21 protein-coding genes are annotated in these 23,395 nt (G+C 50.2%); 10 read left to right on the top strand and 11 right to left on the bottom strand.

All coding sequences use genetic code 11. The annotated features are described in order from the left end of the window. Positions 1-275 precede the first annotated feature (275 nt). The 3 genes from ACLB09_RS19960 to ACLB09_RS19950 all read right to left on the bottom strand — a co-directional run bounded on the left by ACLB09_RS19960 (position 276) and on the right by ACLB09_RS19950 (position 4,459). Positions 276-719, bottom strand: a complete 444-nt coding sequence (locus ACLB09_RS19960) for a hypothetical protein (protein ID WP_410771611.1) — start codon at positions 717-719, stop codon at positions 276-278. Between the two features lie 189 nt (positions 720-908). Beyond that, positions 909-2,654 (bottom strand): ABC transporter ATP-binding protein, encoded by a 1,746-nt coding sequence (locus tag ACLB09_RS19955; RefSeq protein WP_410771819.1) that lies wholly within the window; start codon positions 2,652-2,654, stop codon positions 909-911. Positions 2,655-2,683: 29 nt separating this feature from the next. Next, positions 2,684-4,459, bottom strand: coding sequence for an ABC transporter ATP-binding protein (locus ACLB09_RS19950; protein ID WP_410771610.1), 1,776 nt, complete (start codon positions 4,457-4,459; stop codon positions 2,684-2,686). Positions 4,460-4,600: 141 nt separating this feature from the next. Between ACLB09_RS19950 and ACLB09_RS19945 the strand changes: the two genes are divergently transcribed. From ACLB09_RS19945 to ACLB09_RS19935, 3 genes are all read left to right on the top strand, one after another. After that, on the top strand, positions 4,601-5,470 hold the full coding sequence (locus ACLB09_RS19945; RefSeq protein WP_410771609.1) for a LysR family transcriptional regulator: 870 nt from the start codon (positions 4,601-4,603) through the stop codon (positions 5,468-5,470). 105 nt (positions 5,471-5,575) lie between these two features. Continuing rightward, complete coding sequence (locus tag ACLB09_RS19940; protein WP_410771608.1) at positions 5,576-6,514, top strand: aldo/keto reductase; 939 nt, start codon at positions 5,576-5,578, stop codon at positions 6,512-6,514. A 284-nt stretch (positions 6,515-6,798) separates the two neighbouring features. Further along, positions 6,799-8,631 carry an Ig-like domain-containing protein gene (locus ACLB09_RS19935; RefSeq protein WP_410771607.1) on the top strand — a complete coding sequence of 611 codons (1,833 nt, stop codon included), beginning with the start codon at positions 6,799-6,801 and terminating at the stop codon, positions 8,629-8,631. Positions 8,632-8,732: 101 nt separating this feature from the next. Here ACLB09_RS19935 and ACLB09_RS19930 read toward each other — a convergent pair whose 3' ends face one another. Both ACLB09_RS19930 and ACLB09_RS19925 read right to left on the bottom strand, forming a co-directional pair. After that, positions 8,733-8,954, bottom strand: a complete 222-nt coding sequence (locus tag ACLB09_RS19930) for a helix-turn-helix domain-containing protein (RefSeq protein ID WP_410771606.1) — start codon at positions 8,952-8,954, stop codon at positions 8,733-8,735. After that, complete coding sequence (locus ACLB09_RS19925) at positions 8,906-9,247, bottom strand: sigma-70 RNA polymerase sigma factor region 4 domain-containing protein (RefSeq protein ID WP_410771605.1); 342 nt, start codon at positions 9,245-9,247, stop codon at positions 8,906-8,908. The genes ACLB09_RS19930 and ACLB09_RS19925 overlap by 49 nt, the downstream gene beginning before the upstream one ends. A 183-nt stretch (positions 9,248-9,430) precedes the next feature. On the opposite strand from ACLB09_RS19925, the gene ACLB09_RS19920 reads away from it, so the two are divergent. Both ACLB09_RS19920 and ACLB09_RS19915 read left to right on the top strand, forming a co-directional pair. After that, positions 9,431-9,643, top strand: a complete 213-nt coding sequence (locus tag ACLB09_RS19920; protein WP_410771604.1) for a hypothetical protein — start codon at positions 9,431-9,433, stop codon at positions 9,641-9,643. A 278-nt stretch (positions 9,644-9,921) separates the two neighbouring features. Continuing rightward, the gene (locus ACLB09_RS19915) at positions 9,922-10,752 is read left to right on the top strand and encodes a methyl-accepting chemotaxis protein (RefSeq protein WP_410771603.1); all 831 of its coding nucleotides are present in this window, start codon (positions 9,922-9,924) and stop codon (positions 10,750-10,752) included. 88 nt (positions 10,753-10,840) lie between these two features. On the opposite strand, the gene ACLB09_RS19910 is transcribed toward ACLB09_RS19915, so the two are convergent. Both ACLB09_RS19910 and ACLB09_RS19905 read right to left on the bottom strand, forming a co-directional pair. Beyond that, on the bottom strand, positions 10,841-11,836 hold the full coding sequence (locus tag ACLB09_RS19910) for a Gfo/Idh/MocA family protein (RefSeq protein WP_410771602.1): 996 nt from the start codon (positions 11,834-11,836) through the stop codon (positions 10,841-10,843). 88 nt (positions 11,837-11,924) lie between these two features. Next, the gene (locus ACLB09_RS19905; RefSeq protein ID WP_410771601.1) at positions 11,925-12,920 is read right to left on the bottom strand and encodes a Gfo/Idh/MocA family protein; all 996 of its coding nucleotides are present in this window, start codon (positions 12,918-12,920) and stop codon (positions 11,925-11,927) included. Positions 12,921-13,090: 170 nt separating this feature from the next. On the opposite strand from ACLB09_RS19905, the gene ACLB09_RS19900 reads away from it, so the two are divergent. Beyond that, a complete protein-coding gene (locus tag ACLB09_RS19900; protein WP_410771600.1) occupies positions 13,091-13,588 on the top strand; it encodes a hypothetical protein in 498 nt (165 codons plus the stop codon). A 442-nt stretch (positions 13,589-14,030) separates the two neighbouring features. Here the strand turns inward: ACLB09_RS19900 and ACLB09_RS19895 are convergent, their stop codons facing one another. Further along, complete coding sequence (locus tag ACLB09_RS19895) at positions 14,031-14,903, bottom strand: DUF6612 family protein (protein ID WP_410771818.1); 873 nt, start codon at positions 14,901-14,903, stop codon at positions 14,031-14,033. Positions 14,904-15,140: 237 nt separating this feature from the next. Between ACLB09_RS19895 and ACLB09_RS19890 the strand changes: the two genes are divergently transcribed. The 3 genes from ACLB09_RS19890 to ACLB09_RS19880 all read left to right on the top strand — a co-directional run bounded on the left by ACLB09_RS19890 (position 15,141) and on the right by ACLB09_RS19880 (position 18,892). Continuing rightward, on the top strand, positions 15,141-15,707 hold the full coding sequence (locus tag ACLB09_RS19890; RefSeq protein WP_410771599.1) for an SLOG family protein: 567 nt from the start codon (positions 15,141-15,143) through the stop codon (positions 15,705-15,707). 262 nt (positions 15,708-15,969) lie between these two features. Further along, entirely contained in the window at positions 15,970-17,586 is a 1,617-nt protein-coding gene (gene glgP / locus ACLB09_RS19885; protein WP_410771598.1) for an alpha-glucan family phosphorylase, read from the top strand. Between the two features lie 151 nt (positions 17,587-17,737). Beyond that, a complete protein-coding gene (locus ACLB09_RS19880; protein ID WP_410771597.1) occupies positions 17,738-18,892 on the top strand; it encodes a phosphodiester glycosidase family protein in 1,155 nt (384 codons plus the stop codon). Positions 18,893-18,961: 69 nt separating this feature from the next. Here ACLB09_RS19880 and ACLB09_RS19875 read toward each other — a convergent pair whose 3' ends face one another. Next, on the bottom strand, positions 18,962-19,951 hold the full coding sequence (locus tag ACLB09_RS19875; RefSeq protein ID WP_410771596.1) for a Gfo/Idh/MocA family protein: 990 nt from the start codon (positions 19,949-19,951) through the stop codon (positions 18,962-18,964). 285 nt (positions 19,952-20,236) lie between these two features. Between ACLB09_RS19875 and ACLB09_RS19870 the strand changes: the two genes are divergently transcribed. Continuing rightward, positions 20,237-20,995, top strand: coding sequence for an SGNH/GDSL hydrolase family protein (locus ACLB09_RS19870; protein ID WP_410771595.1), 759 nt, complete (start codon positions 20,237-20,239; stop codon positions 20,993-20,995). A gap of 105 nt (positions 20,996-21,100) precedes the next feature. Here the strand turns inward: ACLB09_RS19870 and ACLB09_RS19865 are convergent, their stop codons facing one another. Together ACLB09_RS19865 and ACLB09_RS19860 are read right to left on the bottom strand one after the other, a co-directional pair. Next, positions 21,101-22,699 (bottom strand): helix-turn-helix domain-containing protein, encoded by a 1,599-nt coding sequence (locus ACLB09_RS19865; protein WP_410771594.1) that lies wholly within the window; start codon positions 22,697-22,699, stop codon positions 21,101-21,103. Positions 22,700-22,765: 66 nt separating this feature from the next. Beyond that, positions 22,766-23,389, bottom strand: coding sequence for a nitroreductase family protein (locus ACLB09_RS19860; RefSeq protein WP_410771593.1), 624 nt, complete (start codon positions 23,387-23,389; stop codon positions 22,766-22,768). Between the last annotated feature and the right edge of the window lie 6 nt (positions 23,390-23,395).

The following is a 23,395-nucleotide window of genomic DNA, read 5'->3' as shown; positions in this document are numbered from 1 at the left end:
TGCTAAAGAAATAGTTTCCATTAAATTAGTAATATTTACCTCTCTATTCGCTAGATATTATACTAGTAACCTACTACATCACACAATACCTTATATGGATAATTAACCCTAAAGATAGACTTTATCCCTAATAAGGGAGGTCCTCCGGATCATTTTTTTTGAAACTGAGGAAAAAGTAGGATTTTATCGAATCGCGTCTTTAGTAGGAATTAAAAAGGATCGAATTCTCCCGGTTAAGGGGAGAACCCGATCCTATTGAGCCGTTACCTGTCGGCTTATTCCGCCGGCATTCCGTTTTCGGCTGCAGGTTGCTTGGCTTTCATTTTTGCGGGCAGCTGCCATGCCGTAGCTACGGCCAACACCACGAAAACGATATCCATTCCGCTGAACATATCGATGAAATTGTCCTTAAAGACCGTAAAAATGGCACTGTTAAAAATTCCGTCTATCCCGTTCGTCAAAAAATAGGCGAAGGCGAAATACTTGCCCAGCAAGATGCCTAACAGGCTGGCGATGACAGCTACAAGCTGGTGTACGGCCGTGACTTTTCGGGAGAACTTGCTTACCGCAAATGCGGCTAGTCCTCCTATCGCCCAAGCGACGATGCCCACTTCATATTCCGTCAATACTACGATCAGCGCCCAAATGGCTCCTCCAATGATCGCCGCGGCCAAGGCCGCCAAGACGGGTACAACTACTGAACTTTTTTCCGAATGCATTTGATTTGAATCCTCCTTGCAGCTCTAACTGCTCTTCCAAAATTTACATAAAACTATGTATGAATACACTTATTCTGCAATCTATCACTATATTCCTTTAATAGGGTAATTATTACTTATTTTCAAATAAAAAAAATCTGCAGCTAAAAATTCGCAGAACTTCTAGCTGCAGATCATATTCAAAACAAGTCACCCGTTCGCCGCAGCAAACTGGCTATTATAAAGTCCCGCATAATGCCCTCCGCGGCCAAGCAATTCGTCATGACTTCCGCTTTCCACGACATCGCCGTCTTTCATGAAGAGAATCAAGTCGGCTTCGCGAATGGTCGACAACCGGTGGGCGATGACGAAGCTCGTTCTTCCCTCCATCATGTTCAGAAAAGCCTTTTGGATACGGATCTCGGTCAAGGTGTCGATACTGCTGGTAGCCTCATCCAAAATCAGCATCGGCGGATCAACCAGCATGACGCGCGCAATCGTAAGCAGCTGCTTCTGTCCTTGGGACAAGCTGTCCCCGGACCCGCTGATCACCGTGTCATAACCGTAAGGCAGCCGTTTGATGAAGCCGTGCGCATTCGCCGACTTGGCGGCCGCAATGACTTCCTCTTCGCTGGCATCCGGCTTGCCGTAGGATATATTTTCACGGATCGTCCCTCCGAACAGCCAGGTATCCTGGAGCACCATGCCAAAGTTACGGCGAAGGCTATCACGAGTCATACGGTTAATATTCATACCGTCGATAGCAATTTCCCCGGCGTCTACTTCATAGAAACGCATCAGCAGGTTAACCAGCGTTGTTTTGCCGGCCCCGGTTTGCCCGACGATGGCAATCCTTGTCCCCGGGGTTACCGTCAAGTTCAGATCATGAATTAGTGGTCGCTCCTGCTGGTAGGCGAATTTGACATGACGGAAAGTGATTGTTCCCTGTTCCGGCTTCAAATTGAGCGCATCCTCCCGATCCGTAGACTCCGTCGGTTCGTCCAGCACCTGAAAAATCCGTTGCGCCGAAGCGGTCGCCGACTGCAATTGCGTTATTACCCCTGTGATTTCATTGAACGGCTTCGCGAACAAATTCGCGTAAAGCAGAAAACTGGATAAGTCCCCTACCGTTATTCTGGACAGAATGACGGTCACGCTTCCGATCATCGCTATGATCGAAAAAGTCACATTATTGACCAGTCGGGTCGCCGGATTGGATAGCGAACTGATAAATTGCGATTTTACGCCAGCCTGGTACAACTCTTCGTTTCTGGCCGAAAATCCGGCAAAGGAACGGTCTTCGTAGTGAAATGCTTGGACTACTTTTTGCCCGCCGACCATTTCCTCTACATACCCGTTGAGCGAACCCAGGATCCGGGCCTGATCGCGGAATAACTGCTGGGAACGCTTCGTAATGAACCTCGCCACATAATAAGCCGCCGGTGCTGACAACAGCACCACCAAGGTCATTAACGGGCTGGTATACAGCATGAGGGCGATCGCTCCGACAATGGTGATCACGCCGGTAAGCAGCGTGGAGAATCCCTGCAACAGTCCGTCCGACACCGCATCCATGTCGTTGACGAAGCGGCTGATGCTGTCCCCTTGCGGGTGATTATCGTGATATTTTAACGGCAGCACGTTCATGCGATCAAACATCTCGCCGCGCAGATCGTTTACGGTTTGATAGGCCAAGCGATTGGTCAAATAAGTGAGGAACCATCCGAACAGACTTCCGACAGCGTATATGAGCCCCAGAAGAGTAAGCAGTCTGAATACTTCCTCAAACCGGACGGCCCCTTTCCCGATCATCTGATCGATCGTCCGACCGATCATGTACGGACCGATTAGACTAGAGGTAACGCTAATCATCGCGCTTACGACAGCCCATACCGCATACTTTTTATATTTCCCTGCGTACTTCAGCAGTCTTTGCCAGGTTTGTTTCGTACTCATTTTATCTAGCGTATGGATTGCTCTCATCATTATCCCGCCTCCTCCTCTGAGAGTTGGGAATCGCAAATCTCCCGATAGGCCCCGCACTCTCGAAGGAGCTGGTCATGCGTTCCGCTTCCGGCGATTCGGCCGTCTTCGAACACGATGATTTTATCGGCTTGTTGAATCGTGCTGACCCGTTGCGAAACGAGCAGGACGGTCATTTCCCCGCTATTCTCTCTAATCGATTTTCTCAACGCCGCATCGGTTGCGAAATCAAGTGCGCTGGAGGAGTCATCGAGAATCAGAATTTCCGGTCTTGAGACAAGAGCCCGAGCAATGGTCAACCGCTGCTTCTGTCCCCCCGACAAATTAAGCCCGCCTCTGGCCACGGGCGTTTCGTAGCCTTCCGGAAGCTTCGAGATGAATTCGTCCGCTTGGGCGATGATCGCAGCCTGCTTTACTTGCTCCTCCGAGGCCTGTTCGTTCCCCCAACGGATGTTTTGGGCGATGGTCCCGGTAAAAAGCAGCGCTTTTTGCGGCACGATCCCGATCTTGCTTCTCAGCTCACGCAAGCCGTATGTTTTCACATCAAGCCCGTCGATCACAACTTCCCCGGAAAGCGCATCATAAAATCTTGGAATCAGGTTGACGAACGTCGATTTCCCCGAACCCGTACCCCCGATGATTCCTACTGTCTCGCCGCGTCGGATTTCCACGGAAATGTCCCTCAAGGCGGGATCGCCCGTTGCGCTATAGCCGAAGGTCACATGGTCAAAAACGATGGACGGTGCATCCGGCATTGAATTGTCCCGGTAAAGTTCCGGCTCGTTCGCTGCCGATCCTGTCTCGCCCGGGTCCGCTATGGATGAAGTCGCATCCAATACTTCATTAATGCGTGCCGCCGAAGACGCCGCTTTGGTAAAAAGAATGATCAAATTGGATACGACGATCAGGGCCAGCAAAATTTGCGTGACATAGTTGATAAACGCAATAATTTCTCCTGACGACAGCGTACCCGCATTGATATGAATTCCGCCAGCCCATAAGACCGCAATAATCGCGGCATTGACCACGAGCGTGGTAACCGGGCTGAGCAAAGCGGATACCCTGCCTACTTTAATTGCGGTAGCGGTAATATCATCCGACGCTTCACGAAACCGCTCCTTTTCCGCCCGCCGTTTGGCAAACGCGCGAACGACCCGGACTCCGGTCAAATTTTCGCTAAGCACAACCGCAATTCGGTCCAGCTTCTTCTGATATAGCCGATATAACGGAGCTGATTTCGTGATGATAAAATACAAAATAACGGCGAACACGGGCGTGGCCGCTATCAATACAAGCGAAAGCCTGAAGTCGAGCAGCATCGCCATAATGATGGCCCCGATGCAAATAAACGGCGCACGAATGACGAGCCGGATCAGCATCGCTACGGCAACCTGCATCTGGTTCACATCGTTCGTGATCCGGTTGATCAGGGACGGCGTCCCGAACCGGTCGAGCTCCGCATAGGACAAACTGGATACGTGTTTAAACATTACATTGCGCAGCGTTGTTCCGAATCCTTGCGAAGCACGGGCGGCGTAATGCTGACAGATTAGCGAGCTCCCGAAGCCGAGCAGGGACATGACCACCATGAGTCCGCCCATCTTCATAACATAGGATATATCACCGTTGCCGATTCCATGATTGACGATCAGGGCCACGAGGGTCGGCAAGAGCAGTTCGAGGATCGCTTCCAGCAACTTGAACAGAGGGCCGAGGATACTCTCTTTCTTATAAGCTTTTAAATAAATAGCGAGTCTAAACAAAGCTCGATCACCCATTACTTGAAGTATTTATGTACAATTGACTTTCAAAGACTAACGTATATGATTATGGCATACCCATTCCCATATTAATAATATTGCTTTCATATCCCTTCCATATCGAGAAGATATACCAAAGAATTGAGGTCGTTGGCTTCTATGGATATTAGACAATTAAGATATTTCCTGGCCATTGCGGAAGAAGGACAGATCACTTCGGCAGCCAAAAAATTGCAAATGGCCCAGCCCCCGCTAAGCCAGCAATTGAAGCAGCTTGAAGAAGAGCTTGGCGTCAAATTGGTGGAACGCGGTCCCCGAAGCATTCATCTTACCGACGCGGGCGAAATGCTGCGGCGAAGAGCTCAGCAAATTATCGAACTTGCCGATTCCACCTCCAGGGAAATCAGCGATTTTGGCAAAGGATTAAACGGGACGCTCCCGATTGGCACCGTCTCTTCCTCGGGGGCGACTTTACTAACGGATAGATTATCCGAATTCCATAAAACTTACACCGGGGTCAAATTCGAAATTCACGAAGGCAACACCTTTCGGATCATTGAACTCCTTATGAGCGGAATCATTGAGGTGGGCATCGTCAGAACGCCTTTCCATACGACCGATTTGGAGATCAAATATGCCGAATCCGAGCCGATGATTGCCGTCATGCATCCCGATTATGACTTGAACCCGCACCAGGAGAGCATAAAAATTCATGAACTGCGTGACCGTCCGCTCATTATATACCGCAGGTTCGAACAACTGATCCGGGATACGTGCCGGAAATCGGATTTTGAACCGGACGTGTTTTGCAAAAACGACGATGCGCGGACAACCCTGCTATGGGCTAATGCCGGCATGGGAATCGGAATCATCCCCAAATCGGCGTTGAAATTGGCCAGCCACAATCAACTGATCTACAAGGAAATTAAGAGCGAGGCGCTGCGTACCCGAATCGCGGCAGTTTGGGCTAAGGACCGGTATCTCTCAACTCTTGCGAAAAAGTTTATTGAGAGTTTCGGGGAGGGGTGAGGACTGAAGCCGTTCCCTTCGATCAACGACCGCTAATAGAGCGGTCAGCTTCGGAACGATTCTTTTGCTATACTATTTACCATCAACCAAAAAGGAGTGGAACACATGGCCACAAAAAACAGACTGGGCAAAACCGATTTATACGTCAATCCGATCGGATTGGGAGCGAACGCGGTAGGCGGGCATAACATTTATCCGAACCTGAGCGAAGAAGTCGGAAGGCAAGTGGTCCGCACCGCTTTGGAGAACGGCATCAACTTTCTGGATACGGCGTTTATCTACGGGCCGGAACGATCCGAGGAACTGATCGGCGAGGTATTGAAGGAATACGGCCGGCGGGACGAGGTAGTCGTAGCCACGAAAGGCGCCCATAAATTCGTGGACGGCAAGGTAGTCATGGACAACTCCCCCGCGTTTTTGCGGGCATCGGTAGAAAGCAGTCTGCGCAGACTGCAAACCGACTATATCGACCTGTTCTACATTCATTTTCCCGATGAATCGACGCCCAAGGACGAAGCGGTCGGCGAGCTTAAAAGATTGAAAGACGAAGGCAAAATCCGCGCGATCGGCGTCTCCAATTTCAGCATCGAGCAAATACGGGAAGGCAACAAGGACGGTCATATCGACGTGCTTCAGGCGGAATACAATCTGTTCAAACGCGATGCGGAAAAAGAACTTCTCCCTTACACGAAAGAGCACGGCATCTCCTTCGTTCCATATTTTCCGCTGGCCGCAGGCCTGCTCGGCGGCAAATACAACGAGGACACGACCTTTGCGGACGGCCGGGCCCGGAATCCCCTGTTCCAAGGGGAAGCCTTTATCCGGAACCTGCAAAAAGTCGAGCAAGTTCGCCGCATTGCCGAAGCCAAAAACGCCGAGGTGGCGCATGTGGTACTGGCTTGGTATTTGACCCGTGATTCGATCGATGCCCTGATCCCCGGAGCCAAGAAACCGGAGCAGGTACTGAACAACCTGAACACGCTCGACGTCGTTTTAACGGCCGAAGAAATTACGAGCATAGACCGAATCTTCCGTCAGGATTAAATAAGGTTGAAGCAATAAAAACGAGCAAGCTCTTGTTCCCCTCCCCAGAGATTGTCTATAATAGACAACATTTTGGAGAGGGGCTTTTTATTCGATCCCCCGCGACAACCCAACTCATTTGAAGTAGATTTTTTATCCGTTCCCGGACATTTAGACCTGGGCACACCGCCCTAGCAGCCTCAGCTAATTAAGGATAAAGCTGGATTTTCCGCCCTTTCCTCTTCCGCAATAATAAAATGGGGTAATGTTTCCTGAAGAAAACATTTTTGGAAGGGGAGCTGCTGGTGTTAAAGCAATTGTCCAAGCTGGTTGTACTATGTCTGACAAGCATTCTAATTTGGTCCGGGGGAACCGGACAAGGTGCGGCCGCTACCGCTTCGGAAGCCGCAGGGACAGTACCGGAGTGGAGCGCTCTGTACGGAACGGACGCCGCTTCTTCGAATGGACGCTCCGTAATCTCCACGAACGATGGCGGTTATATCGCCGTAGGAGAGGTTGTGGAGTCGGATCCCTCCGGCTATGCCGCCGAACAGAAGATCTACGTCGTTAAGGTAAACGAAAGCGGAGGCACAACCTGGGAGAAAAAGCTGCTTATCGGTGCGGACTCGGGCAAAGCAAACGGTTCCGCGTACAACGCGTTCCAGACTCGGGATGGAGGATATTTGGTCAGCGGGGCGGTTACCGATTACTCCGGCAAGCCGCTAAGAGTACCGTTTCTGGCCAAGCTGGACAGCCAAGGCATGCTCGAATGGGAGAAAAACTATGACACTTTGTCTCCTTCTACGGATCTTTACGGAGAATCCATCGCCGAATCTACGGACGGCGGATTTGTCATTACCGGCTTCAGTGCCAACTCGTATGCCATGGCTTCTGCCTATGTACTGAAGGTGGACGGGACGGGAAATGAAGTCTGGTTTAAGACGTTTCGCTTCGGCGACGACAACCAATATTTTAATGCACTCATCGCGTCGCCGGATGGAGGGTATGTAGCTGTCGGCACCATCGAGAGCATGCTGAGTCCCGAACAGGACGCCTCCGTAATCGTTAAGCTGAATGACCTCGGTGAAGTGGAATGGGAGAAACGGGAACCTTTGCCCGGCTCCAACCGTTCCGCGCATTCCGTCCAACTGTCCCCGGACGGCGGTTACCTGGTCAATGGTATGCAGCAGCAAGGGAATGAACAGCAGGCTTATGTTGCGAAAATAGATAGCGAAGGGGAGACACATTGGGAAAAGACATACAACCTCGGCTCCGACAATAATGATTATATGACCCAACTTCTCCCTACGGAGGATGGATATGCGTTGTTGGGACGTCATGCTTACGGCAGCTATCCCGATCATAGGATGGAATATCAGATCATCACGCTTAATTCGGACTGGGAAATGATCACTAAGCGTCAGTTTAAAGATTACAACCTGGCCGTAACAGGCAAAGGATCGGTTGCATCGGATGGCGGCTTTGTACTGACCGGGCAAATCAAGGAGAACGATAGTTACCGGATGCAGGTCATCAAAGTCTCAGGTAATGACCCGGGATCGCCAACAGATCCCGAAATCACGGAACTCCGCTTCGGCGCTGCGGAAGGAACCGAGTTAAGCATTGGGGAACTCAGGCCGAGTGTAATTACCGCCGTCTATTCTGACGGCACCTTTGCCGATGTGACGGCAGCCGCTTCCTTCACCTCGCTGGATCCCGAAATAGCCGGCGTGGACGCTTCGGGTGTGATCACCGGCCTGTCCGAGGGAACTACGGTAATTACCGCGGGATATGGCGGGTTTGAGGCACAACTCCATGTACGCGTAACGGACGGGCCCAGCGGACCTATTCCGATTACCGAAAAATTCTATCTTGATTCCGAAGATTACTCGCTTTCCATAGGCAGTGAACTCGATATCCAAGCCTGGTTTGCGGATGTACACGGGAATTCTCGCCTCGTAAACGAGGAAACGGAATTTGCGATCTCCAACCCCGATGTCGCCTCCATCAATCAACAAGGCGTAATTACGGGCATCGCCCCCGGGCTGACTTCCGTGACCGCCGTATATCAGGGCAGAACTTATACCGCAAGCGTATGGGTGGTACGGCCTTATGTACCGGCTGGAATAGACGAGTAAAATACAATTTGAAATCAAAAAGCACAAAAAAACTGCCGGGAACTATCCCGGCAGCCTTAATCCCCTGGTCTCGATTCAGGGGATATTGGTATGTCCTCCCTTCACTCCTCCTCCTTTTCCTTGATCAGTTCCAGAAACTCCAGAATGATATCGGAAACGGCATCCTCGGTTGGCGAGTGGATGTATTTGCTGACCCGCATAATATCTCCTTTATACAGCTCAATCAGTTTTAAAACGGCATCGGGATCGTTTTGTTTCGCTTTTTGCAGCAAGTTCAGGAACTCATCATCCGGGACAACTCTTGGATCATTTTGCGTTTCCATTTGTTCACCCCTTGCTGAGTCATATTCAATTCCAGGGCAACTTCTCGCTCGGTCTTGTCTTGCAGATAAATCTCATAAATGATCGTTCGCCCCGTACTGGACGGCAGGGCGTTGATCAACTGGCGGATCAACATTTTGTTATCAGAAGATGAGGCAAAGCTGGATATGGCCGGTTCGAATCCGTTGAATGAACATTCCCGTTTTTTCACGACTTTGGCTTTGTACTGTACCCTCCAGGCGATCCGGTAAACTTCCCTCCGATACTGCTCGTACGCGGTTGTTTGTTCCTTCAAAATTACCTCCCCCTTCCATATTTCATCTTCTATGTATAGGGAAATGTGAAGGTTCGTCTTACAACCATTAATATGTGAGTTGATTTTAATTATAACATTTTTTCTAATTATTGGTTGTTATTTTCACTCCTTTTTTCTCTATATAAGTGAAAGGGAATTTTCAGAGAAAGGAGGTCCTTGAACATGCAGGTCACGGATATCGTATCGATGGTCGCGAATGTCGGTTTTCCCGTTACGCTTTGTTTTATCCTGATCAAATATGTGCTGCAAACGGTCGGAGAGAAACTCGATCATATGAATTCTACTATAAGCGAGTTGACCCGGGAGATTAAAAGCCTGGAAGACAACAATGACGGACCCGGCTCGGCAGATCAGGCCGGTGTTAACAAAAGATGAGCATAAGTCATCCCAGAGTCCACACCGATAATGTTACAGGAAACGCGGAGGCAGCCCGGCCCCGTTCCATACATGTTCCTGGCCTTTCCGGCTGCTTCCGGTTTTTCACGACCCGCTTAAACAGGTTCCCCTATTATCCTATTCCGTTTCGCCCTTGTCCTATAACCAAATCTTATTAAAATTGCATGAAAAGTTCGGTCGAATTTTGCTATATATTGTTATATCCTGTCACACGCTATATAATTTATTTAAAATTTGATATAGGCGGTTGATCACAGATGAGTATTTTGGATAGCCTTATTGCTTCCGTACCCTACATGCAAAAAATGATCAAGGGAGATATCATGATCGGAATCACCGATCTGGATAAATTCCTGCTCTATGAACCTTCCCGAACTATCGATTTTCAAATCCGGCCCGGGGACCCCATCCCGGAGGACGACCGCAATCTTCGCACCGCTCTTGCCGGACAGATCTCATCCACCCAACTGCCTGCCGATATTTACGGCATATCTATTCTGGCCTCCGCGATTCCGGTCCGGGATGAGCAAGGAAAGATCGTGGGAGCTCTCGCTACAGCCCAATCCCTGGAAAGCCAACTGAAGCTGGAAGAAAACATGATGATTATGGACCAAATCACCGGGAAGCTCGTTGACATGGTGCAGACGGTCGCCGCTCATTCGGAGGAACTCACGGCGACCAGTGAAAATATGCTGGCCAACACCAAGCAAACCGTTGAGAACTCATCGGAGATCAACCAAACGATCGAATTCATTAAGCAAATCTCCGAACAGACCAACCTGCTTGGCCTGAATGCCGCAATTGAGGCGGCCCGAGTCGGCGATCTTGGGGCCGGTTTCGGGGTCGTAGCCAAGGAAGTTCGCAAGTTGTCGGTCAGTACGCGGGAAGCGACAACGGATATTTCCTCAACTTTGACGAATATCCAAAATTCGATCCGCCAATTGGAGACGGATTTCTCGCAAATCGTTCATTCTTCTCAACAGCAAGCTGAACTGGTAACGGATTTTATGACCGTCATCGATCAGTTGAACACGTCCACCCAACAGATGAAAGCCTTTGTGGAGGCGTTCATGCATCAATCCGAATAGTAACGACAGAAGAAACGGCAGCCGTCCTCATCCCGAACAGGGACAGAACAGGCTGCCGTTGCCGCTTTCACTGATATGATGCCACTTCTTACTCAAACGGATATTTTAGTCCCCATTGCGCCCGGATCCCATCGAGCAGCTTCATGATACCCAGGGACTCTTCCAGCGGGATGGCCGGGCTTTCCTTCAGCCCTTCAAGCAGGCAACGGCCCACTTCCTCGGCTTCAAAGGCATACCCTGTGGATGATCTTCCGTCGCTGTACTTCTCTTCTTCTTTCCCCTTCACCCGGAGGACGGCTTCCTTGGCATTGAGGAAGGAAGGAATATGAATCATTCCTTCCGTGCCGTGAATATAAGCATCATTATTCAAATCCAGCCGAACGGCCCCATTCAGCATAGCTACTTTGCCCTGGCCGTAGTCCATCATGATGGAGAATTGCTCGTCCACTCCGGTTTCTCCGATTTCAGCGGTGCTCCAAATTTTGTCCGGCTTACTGCCGAATAGCATGGAGGCAAAAGAAACCGGATAAATTCCTGCATCCAGCAGGGCCCCGCCGCCAAGCTCAGGGTTCAGCAGCCGTCCCTGCGGGTTCCAGTCGCTGCGAAACCCGAATTCGGCTTTAAGCAGTTTAACTTCACCGATTCGACCCTCTTCCAGCCATTTTCTCACCTGCACGATCGGCGGCAGGAAACGGGTCCACATGGCCTCCATCAAAAACAGATTTTTGTGCTTGGCCGAAGAAATCAGTTGCTCCAGTTCCAGGCTGTTTACGGTAAAAGGTTTCTCGCACAGCACGGCTTTACCGGCGTTCAGAGCCGTCAGAACGTTCTCCTTGTGATAGGGATGCGGAGTCGCCACATAAATCGCGTCGATGTCCGGATCGTTCACCAGTTCCTCATAACTGCCGTAAGCACGCTCCAAACCGAACTTCCCGGCAAACTTTGCCGCGCTTTCCAGCGTTCGCGATCCCGCAGCCAAACCTTCGCCATTACCTACATGGACTAAATCCTTGGCAAATTGCTCGGCAATCCAGCCAGTCCCCATAATTCCCCATTTGATTTTCTTACCCGTGAACTCTCCCATTGTTGGCATTGCCTCCTGAGTATATATATTCTCACCTGTTTTGATTTTACCAAATGAAGCAGGTCAAAAACCAATGTCTTCGCCGCCGTTACTCAAAAGGGTACCTAAGCCCCCACTGCGCGCGCATCGTATCCAGTTGTTCCATCACCCGCAACGATTCATCCAGCGGCATAATCCCGCTTTCCGTTTGCCCGGCGAGAAGGCATCTTCCGACTTCCTCCGCCTCGTACTCGTATCCTTTTCCCAGACGATCATCAGCGTAGGTCTCCACGAGCTCCCCGCCCTCGTAAAGCGATACCGAGGGAGCCTTATTCATCGAAGGTATCGTGATGCAGCCTTTGGTTCCATGGATGACGGCCTCATTGCGCATTCCCAGCCTTATTGCTCCGTGCAGGGACGCCACTTGCCCCGATTCATAGGTCAAGAGGGCCGAAAACTGTTCATCGACCTCGGTCCTGCCTATTCGTGCATGGCTATAAATCTCCCGCGGTTGGGTGCCGAAAACCATCGAGGCAAAGGATAACGGATAAATGCCCACATCGAGCAGCGCCCCGCCGGCCAGATCCGGACTAAGCAGCCTTCCTTCCGGATCCCAGTCCGTCATGATCCCGAACTCCGCCTGGACGAGACGGACCTCTCCGATCCTTCCGGCCCGTATCCATTCCTTGGCTTTAAGCATCGGCGGCAAAAAGCGCATCCACATCGCTTCCATCACGAATAACCCCCGTTCCCGGGCGGTGGAGATCAACAATTCCAGTTCCCGGCTGTTTACGGTAACCGGCTTTTCGCACAACACCGCCTTTCCGGCCCGCAGGCTGTTCAGCGCGTTCTCCAAATGATAGCGATGCGGCGTTGCGACATAAATAACATCGACCTCCGGGTCGTTCACCAATTCCATGTAACTGCCGTAAGCGCGAGGAATTCCAAATTGAGCGGCAAACAACGCCGCATTTCCGGGTTTGCGGGAACCTACCGCATAGGCCAACCCGTTGCTGGTATGGGACAAATCGGATACAAATTGTTCCGCGATCGTTCCCGTCCCCATAATCCCCCACTTTATCGGTCTGTGTCCTGCCTCTTTCATAAGCCCTCCCCCTTAGATTGCGTTCTTAAAACTTGTACCCTTTATCGGCAAGTGTGAAATAGCTCCGCCGCTCTGCGTTCTCACTTTTACTTTCTTTGATTCACCAAGGTAAAATCCTTTATACTGAAGATACTGAACATTGCTTCGATAATATGTGCCGGAGGCGGATCATGCTTACCTTTGAACAAAAATTAAACCTATTGGATTCTTATCCCGAACTGGAGCGGAAAAATGTATCGCTCGGCCGGGTGAACTATCAGTATGATAAAAGCGTGCACGACAAGAAAACGGTGGCTTATCATCTCCACCCTAACGGCAACGGCTTCATTTATGCCGGCTTGCTTCAGGACTATAACTGTGATGATAAAGGCTATGTAAATATTCGGGATTATTCCGAAGAAGAATTGCGCAGCCTGCTCGACAAGAGTATTCGCTCGCTATCTGAGGGCGGAGAAGTTCCCGAAACGGCGGCCGCCAAGCCGGACATCCCGCGCAGTGATTCTCCGGGCGGGATCTGGACCGATTCTAGCGGCGGAGTGCTGACCCTGAAATATGAAGATGATCTATGGTATATTTACTCCGGCATCAATCTTGAGATGGTATTCGAAACGCGTGAGGAAGCAGGAGAATACTTAGCGGAAGAAGGATTCACGCCTCTAAAAAAATAACGACGAAACGCAGCCCGGCAAGCCGGTGCTGCGTTTTCTTTTATTTAAAAATTAAATTTCTTTAAATTGTTCAAAAAAATGTTTGATTTTCGTCACAAAATGTTCAATAATTAAGTAAGACACAAATTGTTCACAATTAACCACTGCGAATTAAAGGAGCTGACTACACATGTGGGAACCAGGAAGCAGCAAGTTCAAGAGCGGCGCATTTGGCTGGATTATCGCACTGGGTATCTTCTATGCGGTCTTCTATACGGTGTTCACCCTATACTCGATTCACGGGCAATAAACCCGGTTTCTTGTAACCGTTGTCACAAGATTGAATTTGATAAGCCTGCGGCCTTTGCCGCAGGCTTTTTTGCATGCTCCTTTAAAGACGGCGGTTCGGAACAAAAACGGCTGAACCCGGTACATTCCGGGTCCAGCCGCTGTTCGAACTCGTTTATTGCGCGCTATCCAGCGCTTCTTGAGGAATTTCGATTTTGTCAATTTCGTCGTATTTCGAAATCGTGCTGTCCATGGTCATATCCAGGGAAACGCTCTGCCCTTCGACATCCATGTTCATCACCATGGCCACGGTGGATTTACTCGGCAAGAACGTCTCTTTATTTACCGCATACGAAATTTTAATGTTTTTAATATCCATTTGCTCAAGCATAGCTGCCGTTTGTTCGTTTTCCCCGCCGGACTGGCTCATCAGGGATTTCGCAAGCTCCTTCAGACCATCGCCGGAAAGGTCTGCCGAAAGGACGAATTCGTCTCCTTCTTCAACTACCTTGGCTTCATTGGCAATGGATTTGAATTGCTCGAGCTGCGCTTCGGGACTGGCCGATTGCTCCATGCTTGCCAACATTTCGTCACGCGTTTCGTCCGGGAGCTTGACCCAAGTACCATCTACCTTGGAGTAGATACCCTCCTGGGTAATATATTGCTCCACGTTCTGGCTTCCTTGTTCTCCCATATTCATATCCATCACTTGATACATGGCGAGAGGATCCTTTACCATGTCAACTTTCATCGTCATGTCGACCTTTTGTTCCTGCTTCTGATCGCCTTGCGCAATTACGATATTTTGATTGACTTTGGCATCCATGGAAAAGCTCTTCAACTTTTCGCTTGCTTCGGTCGCCTTTTGAATCATCTCATCAACTGTAGGCACGGCTACTTCCGACGGCGCTTTTGCCCCGGTTTCCGCTACTGCCTGATTCGCCGATCCGTTAGCCGCCGCGTTCGCTTCTCCGCCATCGGCTGCCTTCTCCTTGCCACATGCTGTAATACCTAGTACCAGAATTGCTCCCAATAATGCTGCTGTCATTTTCTTCAACTGATTGTTCCTCCTAATATTATGTAGTCCCATTGATATTACCCAAAACATACCAATCAGCAACAGGGAAAAAAGCCTCAATTCCACAAATTTTAATGATATTACAATTGGTAAAATCGACCTATTGATTCCGAAAATATCGTAGTCCCCCGAAGACTGCGCTATAATGAAAAAAACGCTGCTTACCCCGGCTTTCCCGGGATCGGTTACGAAAGGAAGAGCTTTGCTTTGAAAAATTTACTGGTCACCGGTTACCGTGCGCACGAACTCGGCATATACAACAATAAGCACCAGGGAATTCCATATATTCGGCAAGCCATCGCCGCACGCCTGATCCCCTTGATCGAAGAAGGACTGGAATGGGTTATTACTCCCGGCCAATACGGCGTGGATTTGTGGGCCTGCGAAGCCGTTCTTGAACTGAAAGAAACTTATCCTCAGCTGAAATGTTCCATCATCACCGCCTTCAGCAATCCGGAAGAACAATGGAATGAAGAGAAGCAATCGTATTTTCGCGAACTGATCCGCAGTGTCGATTATTTTGGTTCCATTAGTAAAGAATGCTACCAAGGCGTTTGGCAATTCCACGCCCGTGATGAGCTGTTGTTCCGCAAAACGGACGGCATTCTGCTCGTTTATGATGAAGAAGCCGGCGAAGCCAGCCCGAAATACGTCAAGGAGCGCGCCCTGAAAAAACAGATGGAGGAAGGGTATGTTTACATTCAGATCGGTCCCGAAGAAATTCAGGCGGTAGCAGACGAGGAACGGCTTTTGGATGATTTTCCACTGGAATAGTCCTATGAAATGCAAACGTTTGATCACTTTTGAGAGGTCTGATTTGCGAATTATCGATAATTACCCATTAATTTTTCGATTTCGTCAATTTTTTTGTCAATTATAGCTTCTTTTTTGAATAACATATGGTAAAATATTTCTCGAAATCGCTTTCACATCGGGACTCTCTTTTCCAAAAGACAAACGTTTGCACTAATGCATTCTACTTCATTTGAAAAGAAACTGCCGATGTATCCATGAATAATCCGAGGAGGCTTACCGAATGAACGAGAAGAAATTGCCTACTGTAGCTTATTTCAGCATGGAGTACGGACTTCATTCCGATTTTAAAATGTACGCGGGCGGTCTGGGAATACTGGCCGGCGATTACATCAAGGGCGCAAAAGATATAGACGCGCCGATTGTAGCAATCGGAATCAAATGGAAACAGGGTTACACGGATCAAAGAATTGATGAAAACGGAAAACCTTATGACACGTACCACAACTATGTTTACGATTTTCTTGAGGATACCGGCGTAAAAGTTACCGTCAAAGTCCGCAACACGGATGTTGTCTGCAAAGTATGGAAAACCGAACAATTCGGCAACAACCCGCTCTATCTGCTTGATACGGACATTCCGGAGAATGGCGACGCCTGGATTACCGGCCAACTTTACGGCTGGTTCGGCGAAGAACGGATTGCTCAGGAAATCGTGCTCGGCATCGGTGGCGTGAAAGCCATGCGTGCGCTGCAGATCCCGATCGACGTGTACCACTTCAATGAAGGCCATGCCGCATTGGCCGCTACGGAATTGATCCGCGAAAAAATGTGCGCCGGCAAAACGTTTGAGGAAGCGTGGATGGCTACGCGCGAAGAAGTCGTCTTCACGACCCATACGCCGATTAAGGAAGGCAATGAAACCCACCCGCTCGACCGGCTTGAGTATATGACCGCTTACAATGGATTGACGCGCGATCAAATGGAACGCATTGGCGGCAATCCGTTCAACATGACGGTAGCCGGCTTACGTCTTTCCCGCATCTCCAACGGGGTAGCTGAACTTCACGCCGACACTTCCAACAAAATGTGGAAAGAAGTTTCCGGCCGTTCCGAGATCATCGGAATTACGAATGCCATTCACACGCCGACCTGGGTAGATGAGCGAATGACCGCCGCCTACGAGAAAGGCGGAGATTTATGGGCTACACACATGGAGATCAAGCGGGAACTGATTCAGTTTATTAAGGAACGCTCCGGCATTTCCCTGAACGAGGACAACCTGCTGATCGGCTTCTCCCGCAGAGCGGCCCCTTACAAACGCAGCGACTTGATTTTCTCGCAACCGGAAATCATCGAACCTTACCTGGAGTCCGGCAAAATCCAGATCGTTTTCTCCGGCAAAGCGCATCCATTGGACGACACGGGTAAGAAAATCGTCAGCAACCTCGTGTCGATGATGAAAAAATATCCGAAGAGCGTCGTCTTCCTGGAAAACTACGATATGACGATCGGTGCCCAGTTGACCCGCGGCTCGGACATCTGGCTTAACAATCCGCGCAGACCGCTGGAAGCAAGCGGCACATCCGGCATGAAAGCCGCGATGAACGGAGTGCTCAACTGCTCGATCCTGGACGGCTGGTGGCCGGAAGCCTGCATAGACGGAGAAAACGGCTGGCAAATCGGCGACGGCTTCGAGACGACCGACTTCGAAGTCCTCGACCGCCACGACAGCGATGCCTTGTACGACACGCTGCTGAACCGCGTTCTGCCTACTTATTACGAAAACCGCAGCAAATGGGTGCAAATGATGAGCAAGAGCATCGAGACTACCCGGGAAGCTTTCGCTACCAAACGGATGCTGGAAGAATACTTCAATAAAATGTATATCAAGGCCTAATCCATTTATTCAAAATCATATGCCTATAACGATAGCCAGGCCGCGGCTCCTTATGGAATCCGCGGCCTGGCTTTACGATTTAACGAAACCGGCGCTTGTTCCGATATTACACTAGAAAACTACAACAAAGAAAAAGGAGAACTTTACCAGCATGAAAAGAACAGTCATCCCGGGATTGTTGGCGCTACTCGCTTTTGTTTGCCTCATCCCATCCAGTCTTGCAGCAGCACCCTCAGCAGCGCCAAAGAGCGTAGTGCTGATTGATGCCAAGAACGGCAGAGCCTTTGCGCCGATCTCATTTTTGAAAGGATTTGCCGGTGCCGAGGTTCAGTGGACCGATGCGGAGAAACGCATCGATATCGCTGATGGAGAAAACCGCCTTACTCTCTTCACCGGAAAAACGACGGCGCAAGTAAATGAGGCGCCAGTCAGTTTAACCGACGCGCCGTTCAGCGAGAACGGAACGACCTACGTCCCCCTGCAGTTTGTAAGCCAAACGCTGGGATATTCGCTGGAATGGGGCAAGAACCCCTCCGTGGTCAGTATCAGCCGCGACGGCAATACGGCCGTTCTGCCGGCCGTGACGCGTGGAACGTTTTCGAACGGCACCAAACCAATCGTTAGTACCAGCAAAACCTTCAAAGTCGGCAGCAAGTCATTCTCAGTCCAAATGATCACAGTATCGCTTTTGCATCCGAAGATCGGACTCGATGTCGTACTAGCGGGAAACAAAGCAGGTAACGTGGAGGATTTGAGCAGCATCGCCAAGCGCAGCAAGGCAACCGTTGCCATTAACGGCACTTTTTTTGACGCATATACCAAAGATACCTATAAAGCACCTTACGGATACATAGTGAGCGGCGGGGAAATCAAAATGAAAGCCTCCGGCGACCAGCGCACGATTTTTACTTATGATAAAAACCTGCTGGCCGATCTGATCCCGGGCGGAGATTTCAATGAGCGTTTTGCTCAAGGTACCGTCCAAGGCGCGTTGCAGGCCGGACCCCGTCTGCTGGTCAACGGCAAGGTGTCCCTCAACGTCAAGGCGGAAGGGTTCAAGGATCCGAAAATTCTGACCGGGGGCGGCGCCAGAAGCGCTCTGGGTATTACACGCGATCATAAGCTGATCTTGCTGACGACCGGCGGAGCCACCATCCCGCAGCTCGCCGAAATCATGAAGCAAGCCGGAGCTTATCAGGCCATGAACCTGGACGGCGGCGCTTCCAGCGGTCTTTATTACAATGGGAAGTATTTGACGACGCCCGGAAGGAAGATCAGCAACGCGCTTGTAATTACGTACCAATAGCGTAATAATAGCCAAAAAGTCGATCCCTGCTCTAAAGGGATCGACTTTTTGGGGTCCACATTCATTTTTTTAGAATTCATCCGCCGGAAATTTGAGTCCGATCTGACGCCGGGCGTTTTCCATAATTTCCGCAACGATTAATGAATTTTCCAGCGAGTTAACGCTGCTGTCCCGCTTGCCGGATTGCACGAGCTCAATAAACTCCCGCGCTTCGTAAAACATCGACTCCTGCATCTGCGGTTGCCGGAGATCTTCCACGGTACCGTCCCGATACAGAATTTTTACGTCATACGGCTGATTTACCTTATCGATCACGAGTGTGCCGTTCTCGCCTTGTATTTCGGCAGGGGCATACGAATCGGCGATCTTGGAATACATGACAACGGCATCCATATCGCTATACCGCATTATAATGCTCCCCTCTCCGTCTACGCCCGAAGACAGCATAATGCCGGTCGCCTGGATCGCTTCCGGCTTTCCGAACAAGGTTACCATTGGATAAATGCAATAGGTTCCCAGATCCATCAATGCGCCGTTCGAATAGGCCGGATTGAACGCATTAAGCACATTCCCCTGCTTGAACGCATCAAAACGCGAAGAGTATTGGCAGTAGCTCGCAAAATAACGGCGTACCCGCCCGATTTTGTACAAATTATTCGTGATGACCCGGAAGTTGGGCATCAACGTGGATTTCATCGCTTCCATCAACAGCACGTCATTGTCACGCGCTGCCTGAATCATGCGCCGGGTTTCCGCTACGTTGGAAGCGAGCGGCTTCTCGCATAGCACATGCTTGCCATGATTCATGCAAAGGATCGCTTGCTCCGCATGAAAAGAATTCGGACTGGCGATATACACGGCATCGATCTTATCGCCGGACACCATATTTTCCAGATCGGTATACACTTCAGGACTGTTACTATATTTAGCGGCAAATGCCTTGCCCTTCTCTTCCGTGCGTGAATATACGGCAGCCAGGATAAAATGTTCCGTCTCCTCCGCCGCTTGAATAAAGCGTTCCGTGATCCAGTTCGTTCCGATAACTCCAAATCGAAGCACTGAATTCATCCCCCTTTTTCTAAATATTCTCTAATGTATTCTCTCATTAGGTGACACTCCATGTCCACATGCTATCTTAAAATGCGTCAAACTTCTCAATTTTTGAAGCGGGATAACCTCAGAAACGCGATTTCCTCCCAATACTATGAACTAATTATTATTTCCATATTTATGGAGGCCATGCAACCGTCCGAAAGCTCCCGGCTCAGTATTACGCTTGCGTTTCGGCCATCAACTAAACTAAAATAAAAGCATGCGATAGCTGAATGGAATGAGGTGATCCAAGTGAACTGGGAAAACCAGGAGTTAAGTAATGCGTCAGCAAAATACATGATCACGGGAGACTCGATTTCCAAGGGGGTCATTCTTGACGAAGTAAGGAATAAATACGTGCTTCTAGAGGACAATTACGTTTCCCTTCTACAGAATAAACTTAAGGGAGCGGTTCGAAATACAGCCAGATTCGGCAATACCTTGATCAAAGGGATGTCCAACCTGAAAAAAGACGTCCTCAAAGATAAACCGAACATCGTGTTGATCGAATATGGCGGCAATGACTGCGATTTCAACTGGAATGAAATTGCCGATAATCCCGATGGGGAACACAACCCCAAGACGGATTTCAATATGTTTGAAAAGATGCTTACCGAAGCGATTCACTTTCTGAAAAGCCAACAGATCACTCCGGTCTTGATGAGTCTGCCGCCTTTGAATGCGGATAACTATTTCAAATGGGTCAGCAAAAACAATCCGGAGGCGGAAAAGAACATCCTGAAATGGCTCGGCAGCGTTACGAAAATTTACTGGTGGCAGGAGCGTTACAACTCCACCATCCTGAAAGTATCGGAAATGACGAAGACGAAGTATATCGATGTACGGGGAGCCTTTCTGGAGCATCCCGACTATACAAAATTCCTTTGCTCCGACGGTATTCATCCGAACCAGGCCGGCCATAAGATTATTTGCGACAAGGTACTGGAGTTTGTGAAAAACAACTATCAGCATTTACTGCTCGATCATCAAGGCGGACTTGCGCTGGACTAATCCAGTTGCGGAACTATCCATAATTGAAAAACCCGGCCGGTTCGAATACGAACTTCGCCGGGTTTTATTTTGAAAGCTAGCCCCTCTCATGCCATGGCATAAGACCTACATTTCCAGCAAATCATCGATAATCGCTTCGCGGCCAACCGGGGACCAGCTCATACCGATCCAGTTGGGGATTACCCGGGTGCGGTTATTCCGGACAGCCTGGCTGTTTTGCCAAGCGCTGCTTTCCAGCACACGGTCAAACACCTGATCTTCCTCCATCATCACTTTATGTTTATAAATGAACAAGTAATCGCTCTCCAGTAATGGCAGATTGTGAAGCGGGTACTCGAAGTTCCGCTCGTCCAGAGGCACGCAGCTACCGGGCTTCAGTCCCAGTTCGGTGTACAGCAGGTCGTTCAGCGGGTGATTGACGCAGCCTTGGATTCGGATTTTCCGGTTATAGAGTCTCAGCAGTGATACGGAGTCATTGCCGATTAGGTCCGTCAGCTCTTGGCGGGCATAAGCCGACTTGCGTTCCAACCTGCGACAGTTCTGCTCCGCTTCGTTTTCGCGTCCCACCAGTTCGGCAATGATTCGATGGTTTCTCCTCCAATCCAAGGAGAATTCCAGGAACACGACGGGCGCGATCTCTTTCAGGCTGGCCTGAAGATGGCGGTGCCTGTGATCTCCGATAATCAAATCCGGAGTCTCGCTCCGAAGCTCGCTTAACTGCTGCGCAATCCAATTGCGGCTGAACTCCTCGCTCTGATCCGGATACTTGGCCCCGTTCATGACATATACCGCTCCGGTTCCCAAGGAACGCAGGTTTTCCTGGTAGTGGTAACAAGAAGCTACGGCGACGCGCAATTCCTTGCGCTTCATGTAAATCGTCGGGGATACCCCCACCTCCCGCTTAAACAGGCGGCTGAAATAGAACTCGTTCCCGAAGCCGGACTCCCCCGCCGCTTCCTTCACGGAAATATTCGGGCGGGACAGCAGCCTTTTCGCGTGGGTGATACGGATCTGACTCAAATACTCCACAGGGGTGAGGCCTTTCTCACGCTTGAAGCGTCTGGAATAAGAGCTGGGCGTAAGCCCGGCGATATTCGCCAAAGTATCCAGACCGACCTTCGACCGAAAATGGCGGAGCATATAGCCGATGCTTTCTTCCAACCCGCTGTCGGCAGGGGCATCTTGGTTCAGCTGCGGCGAATTCAGCGCATCGTAAATCAGGCTTTGGCCCCGCAATTGAAGTTCTTCCCGTACGGCTCCGGGTGACCGGCTATCCTCATATAATTGGCATATCCTCTCGAAAAACGGCCGTTCCGGATCAAGATCCAGCATGCCGGGCACAACCCGGAGACCGTCTGAATTTCCCGAATCCGCCACCCAGCGCTTTCCGTATCTTTGAAGCTGCAAGGGCCGGATCAGCATCAACTGATATTGCAAAACCTCCGAATTCAGGTTCAACTCCAGAGGCAAGCCCGGCGTAAGGAAATAACAAGCCCCCCGGCAGATTTTCTGAATCTTTCCCTCGATATTTACCCATCCGCTGCCCTCCGTGACCAGACAAAGCATGTAAGCCGGAATAATGATGTTTTGGCCGGAGAACGGGACATGCTTCGGGCAGGTTCTTTTATGGATCGAGGAAAACAACAACATAGGCCATCCGGGCGATCCCGGCTGTCTATTCCTGAGTTTCGATGTCGATGACATATCCAAAGCCCTCCAGAATAAAAAAATCATTGATAATGATTATCAATGATTTTAAAGGATTTCACATCATTTGGAAAGTGGAAAACGGTCCAGGACCGTTAGTCTGGTTTCCGCCGCCTCCCGGGGTCTTGCCGGGGGAACGGCATCCGCATAGCCCACCAGCAGGACGCCTATCACTTTTTCTCCGGGCGTGATCCCAAATGCCGAGCGGAAACGCGGATCATGAATGTAAGGATTGGTTTTCCACACAACGCCGATCCCTTGCTCCCAGGCAGCCAGCTGAAAATTCTGGATCAGGCAGCACACGGCGCCAAAGTCCTCTTCCCTTTGCTTCGGCCGGGGATCCTCCTCCTGCAGAACGATAAGCTGTGCTGGAACACCGGACAAATAGGCGTGCCTCTGGGCACCGACCTTTTCCCGTTCCTCGGCGGTGTAGGTTTGAAGGACGGCATCCGCAAATGCTGTCCGTGCCTCATCCATGACCAGTATGAATCGCCAAGGTTGCCGGTTCCCGTGATTGGGCGCCCAGACGGCCACGTTCAACAGGTCGATAATGTCCTCACGCATCACCGGGTCCGGCTTAAATATCCGGACCGACCGGCGAGCCATAATCAATTCCGTCATAGGCCGCGTCACAGGCCCCGATCCCGGTCTTTCTTCCCGCATTTGAATGTCTTTTGCTTGGGCCATGCCATC

This window comes from Fontibacillus forbon, from assembly GCF_046559655.1.
Classification (GTDB): domain Bacteria; phylum Bacillota; class Bacilli; order Paenibacillales; family Paenibacillaceae; genus Fontibacillus.
The sequence above is the reverse complement of the archived record's forward strand: the minus strand, read 5'-3'. Positions and strand labels throughout refer to the sequence as shown.

What these genes read in the sequence shown, in the direction of transcription:
- ACLB09_RS19950 (WP_410771610.1), bottom strand. Translation starts at nt 4,459, where the DNA reads ATGGGTGATCGAGCTTTGTTTAGACTCGCTATTTATTTAAAAGCTTAT.
- ACLB09_RS19905 (WP_410771601.1), bottom strand. Translation starts at nt 12,920, where the DNA reads ATGAAAGAGGCAGGACACAGACCGATAAAGTGGGGGATTATGGGGACG.
- ACLB09_RS19910 (WP_410771602.1), bottom strand. Translation starts at nt 11,836, where the DNA reads ATGGGAGAGTTCACGGGTAAGAAAATCAAATGGGGAATTATGGGGACT.
- ACLB09_RS19920 (WP_410771604.1), top strand. Translation starts at nt 9,431, where the DNA reads ATGCAGGTCACGGATATCGTATCGATGGTCGCGAATGTCGGTTTTCCC.
- ACLB09_RS19915 (WP_410771603.1), top strand. Translation starts at nt 9,922, where the DNA reads ATGAGTATTTTGGATAGCCTTATTGCTTCCGTACCCTACATGCAAAAA.
- ACLB09_RS19960 (WP_410771611.1), bottom strand. Translation starts at nt 719, where the DNA reads ATGCATTCGGAAAAAAGTTCAGTAGTTGTACCCGTCTTGGCGGCCTTG.
- ACLB09_RS19900 (WP_410771600.1), top strand. Translation starts at nt 13,091, where the DNA reads ATGCTTACCTTTGAACAAAAATTAAACCTATTGGATTCTTATCCCGAA.
- ACLB09_RS19940 (WP_410771608.1), top strand. Translation starts at nt 5,576, where the DNA reads ATGGCCACAAAAAACAGACTGGGCAAAACCGATTTATACGTCAATCCG.
- ACLB09_RS19955 (WP_410771819.1), bottom strand. Translation starts at nt 2,654, where the DNA reads ATGAGTACGAAACAAACCTGGCAAAGACTGCTGAAGTACGCAGGGAAA.
- ACLB09_RS19865 (WP_410771594.1), bottom strand. Translation starts at nt 22,699, where the DNA reads ATGTCATCGACATCGAAACTCAGGAATAGACAGCCGGGATCGCCCGGA.
- ACLB09_RS19895 (WP_410771818.1), bottom strand. Translation starts at nt 14,903, where the DNA reads ATGACAGCAGCATTATTGGGAGCAATTCTGGTACTAGGTATTACAGCA.
- ACLB09_RS19880 (WP_410771597.1), top strand. Translation starts at nt 17,738, where the DNA reads ATGAAAAGAACAGTCATCCCGGGATTGTTGGCGCTACTCGCTTTTGTT.
- glgP (WP_410771598.1), top strand. Translation starts at nt 15,970, where the DNA reads ATGAACGAGAAGAAATTGCCTACTGTAGCTTATTTCAGCATGGAGTAC.
- ACLB09_RS19930 (WP_410771606.1), bottom strand. Translation starts at nt 8,954, where the DNA reads ATGGAAACGCAAAATGATCCAAGAGTTGTCCCGGATGATGAGTTCCTG.
- ACLB09_RS19860 (WP_410771593.1), bottom strand. Translation starts at nt 23,389, where the DNA reads ATGGCCCAAGCAAAAGACATTCAAATGCGGGAAGAAAGACCGGGATCG.
- ACLB09_RS19945 (WP_410771609.1), top strand. Translation starts at nt 4,601, where the DNA reads ATGGATATTAGACAATTAAGATATTTCCTGGCCATTGCGGAAGAAGGA.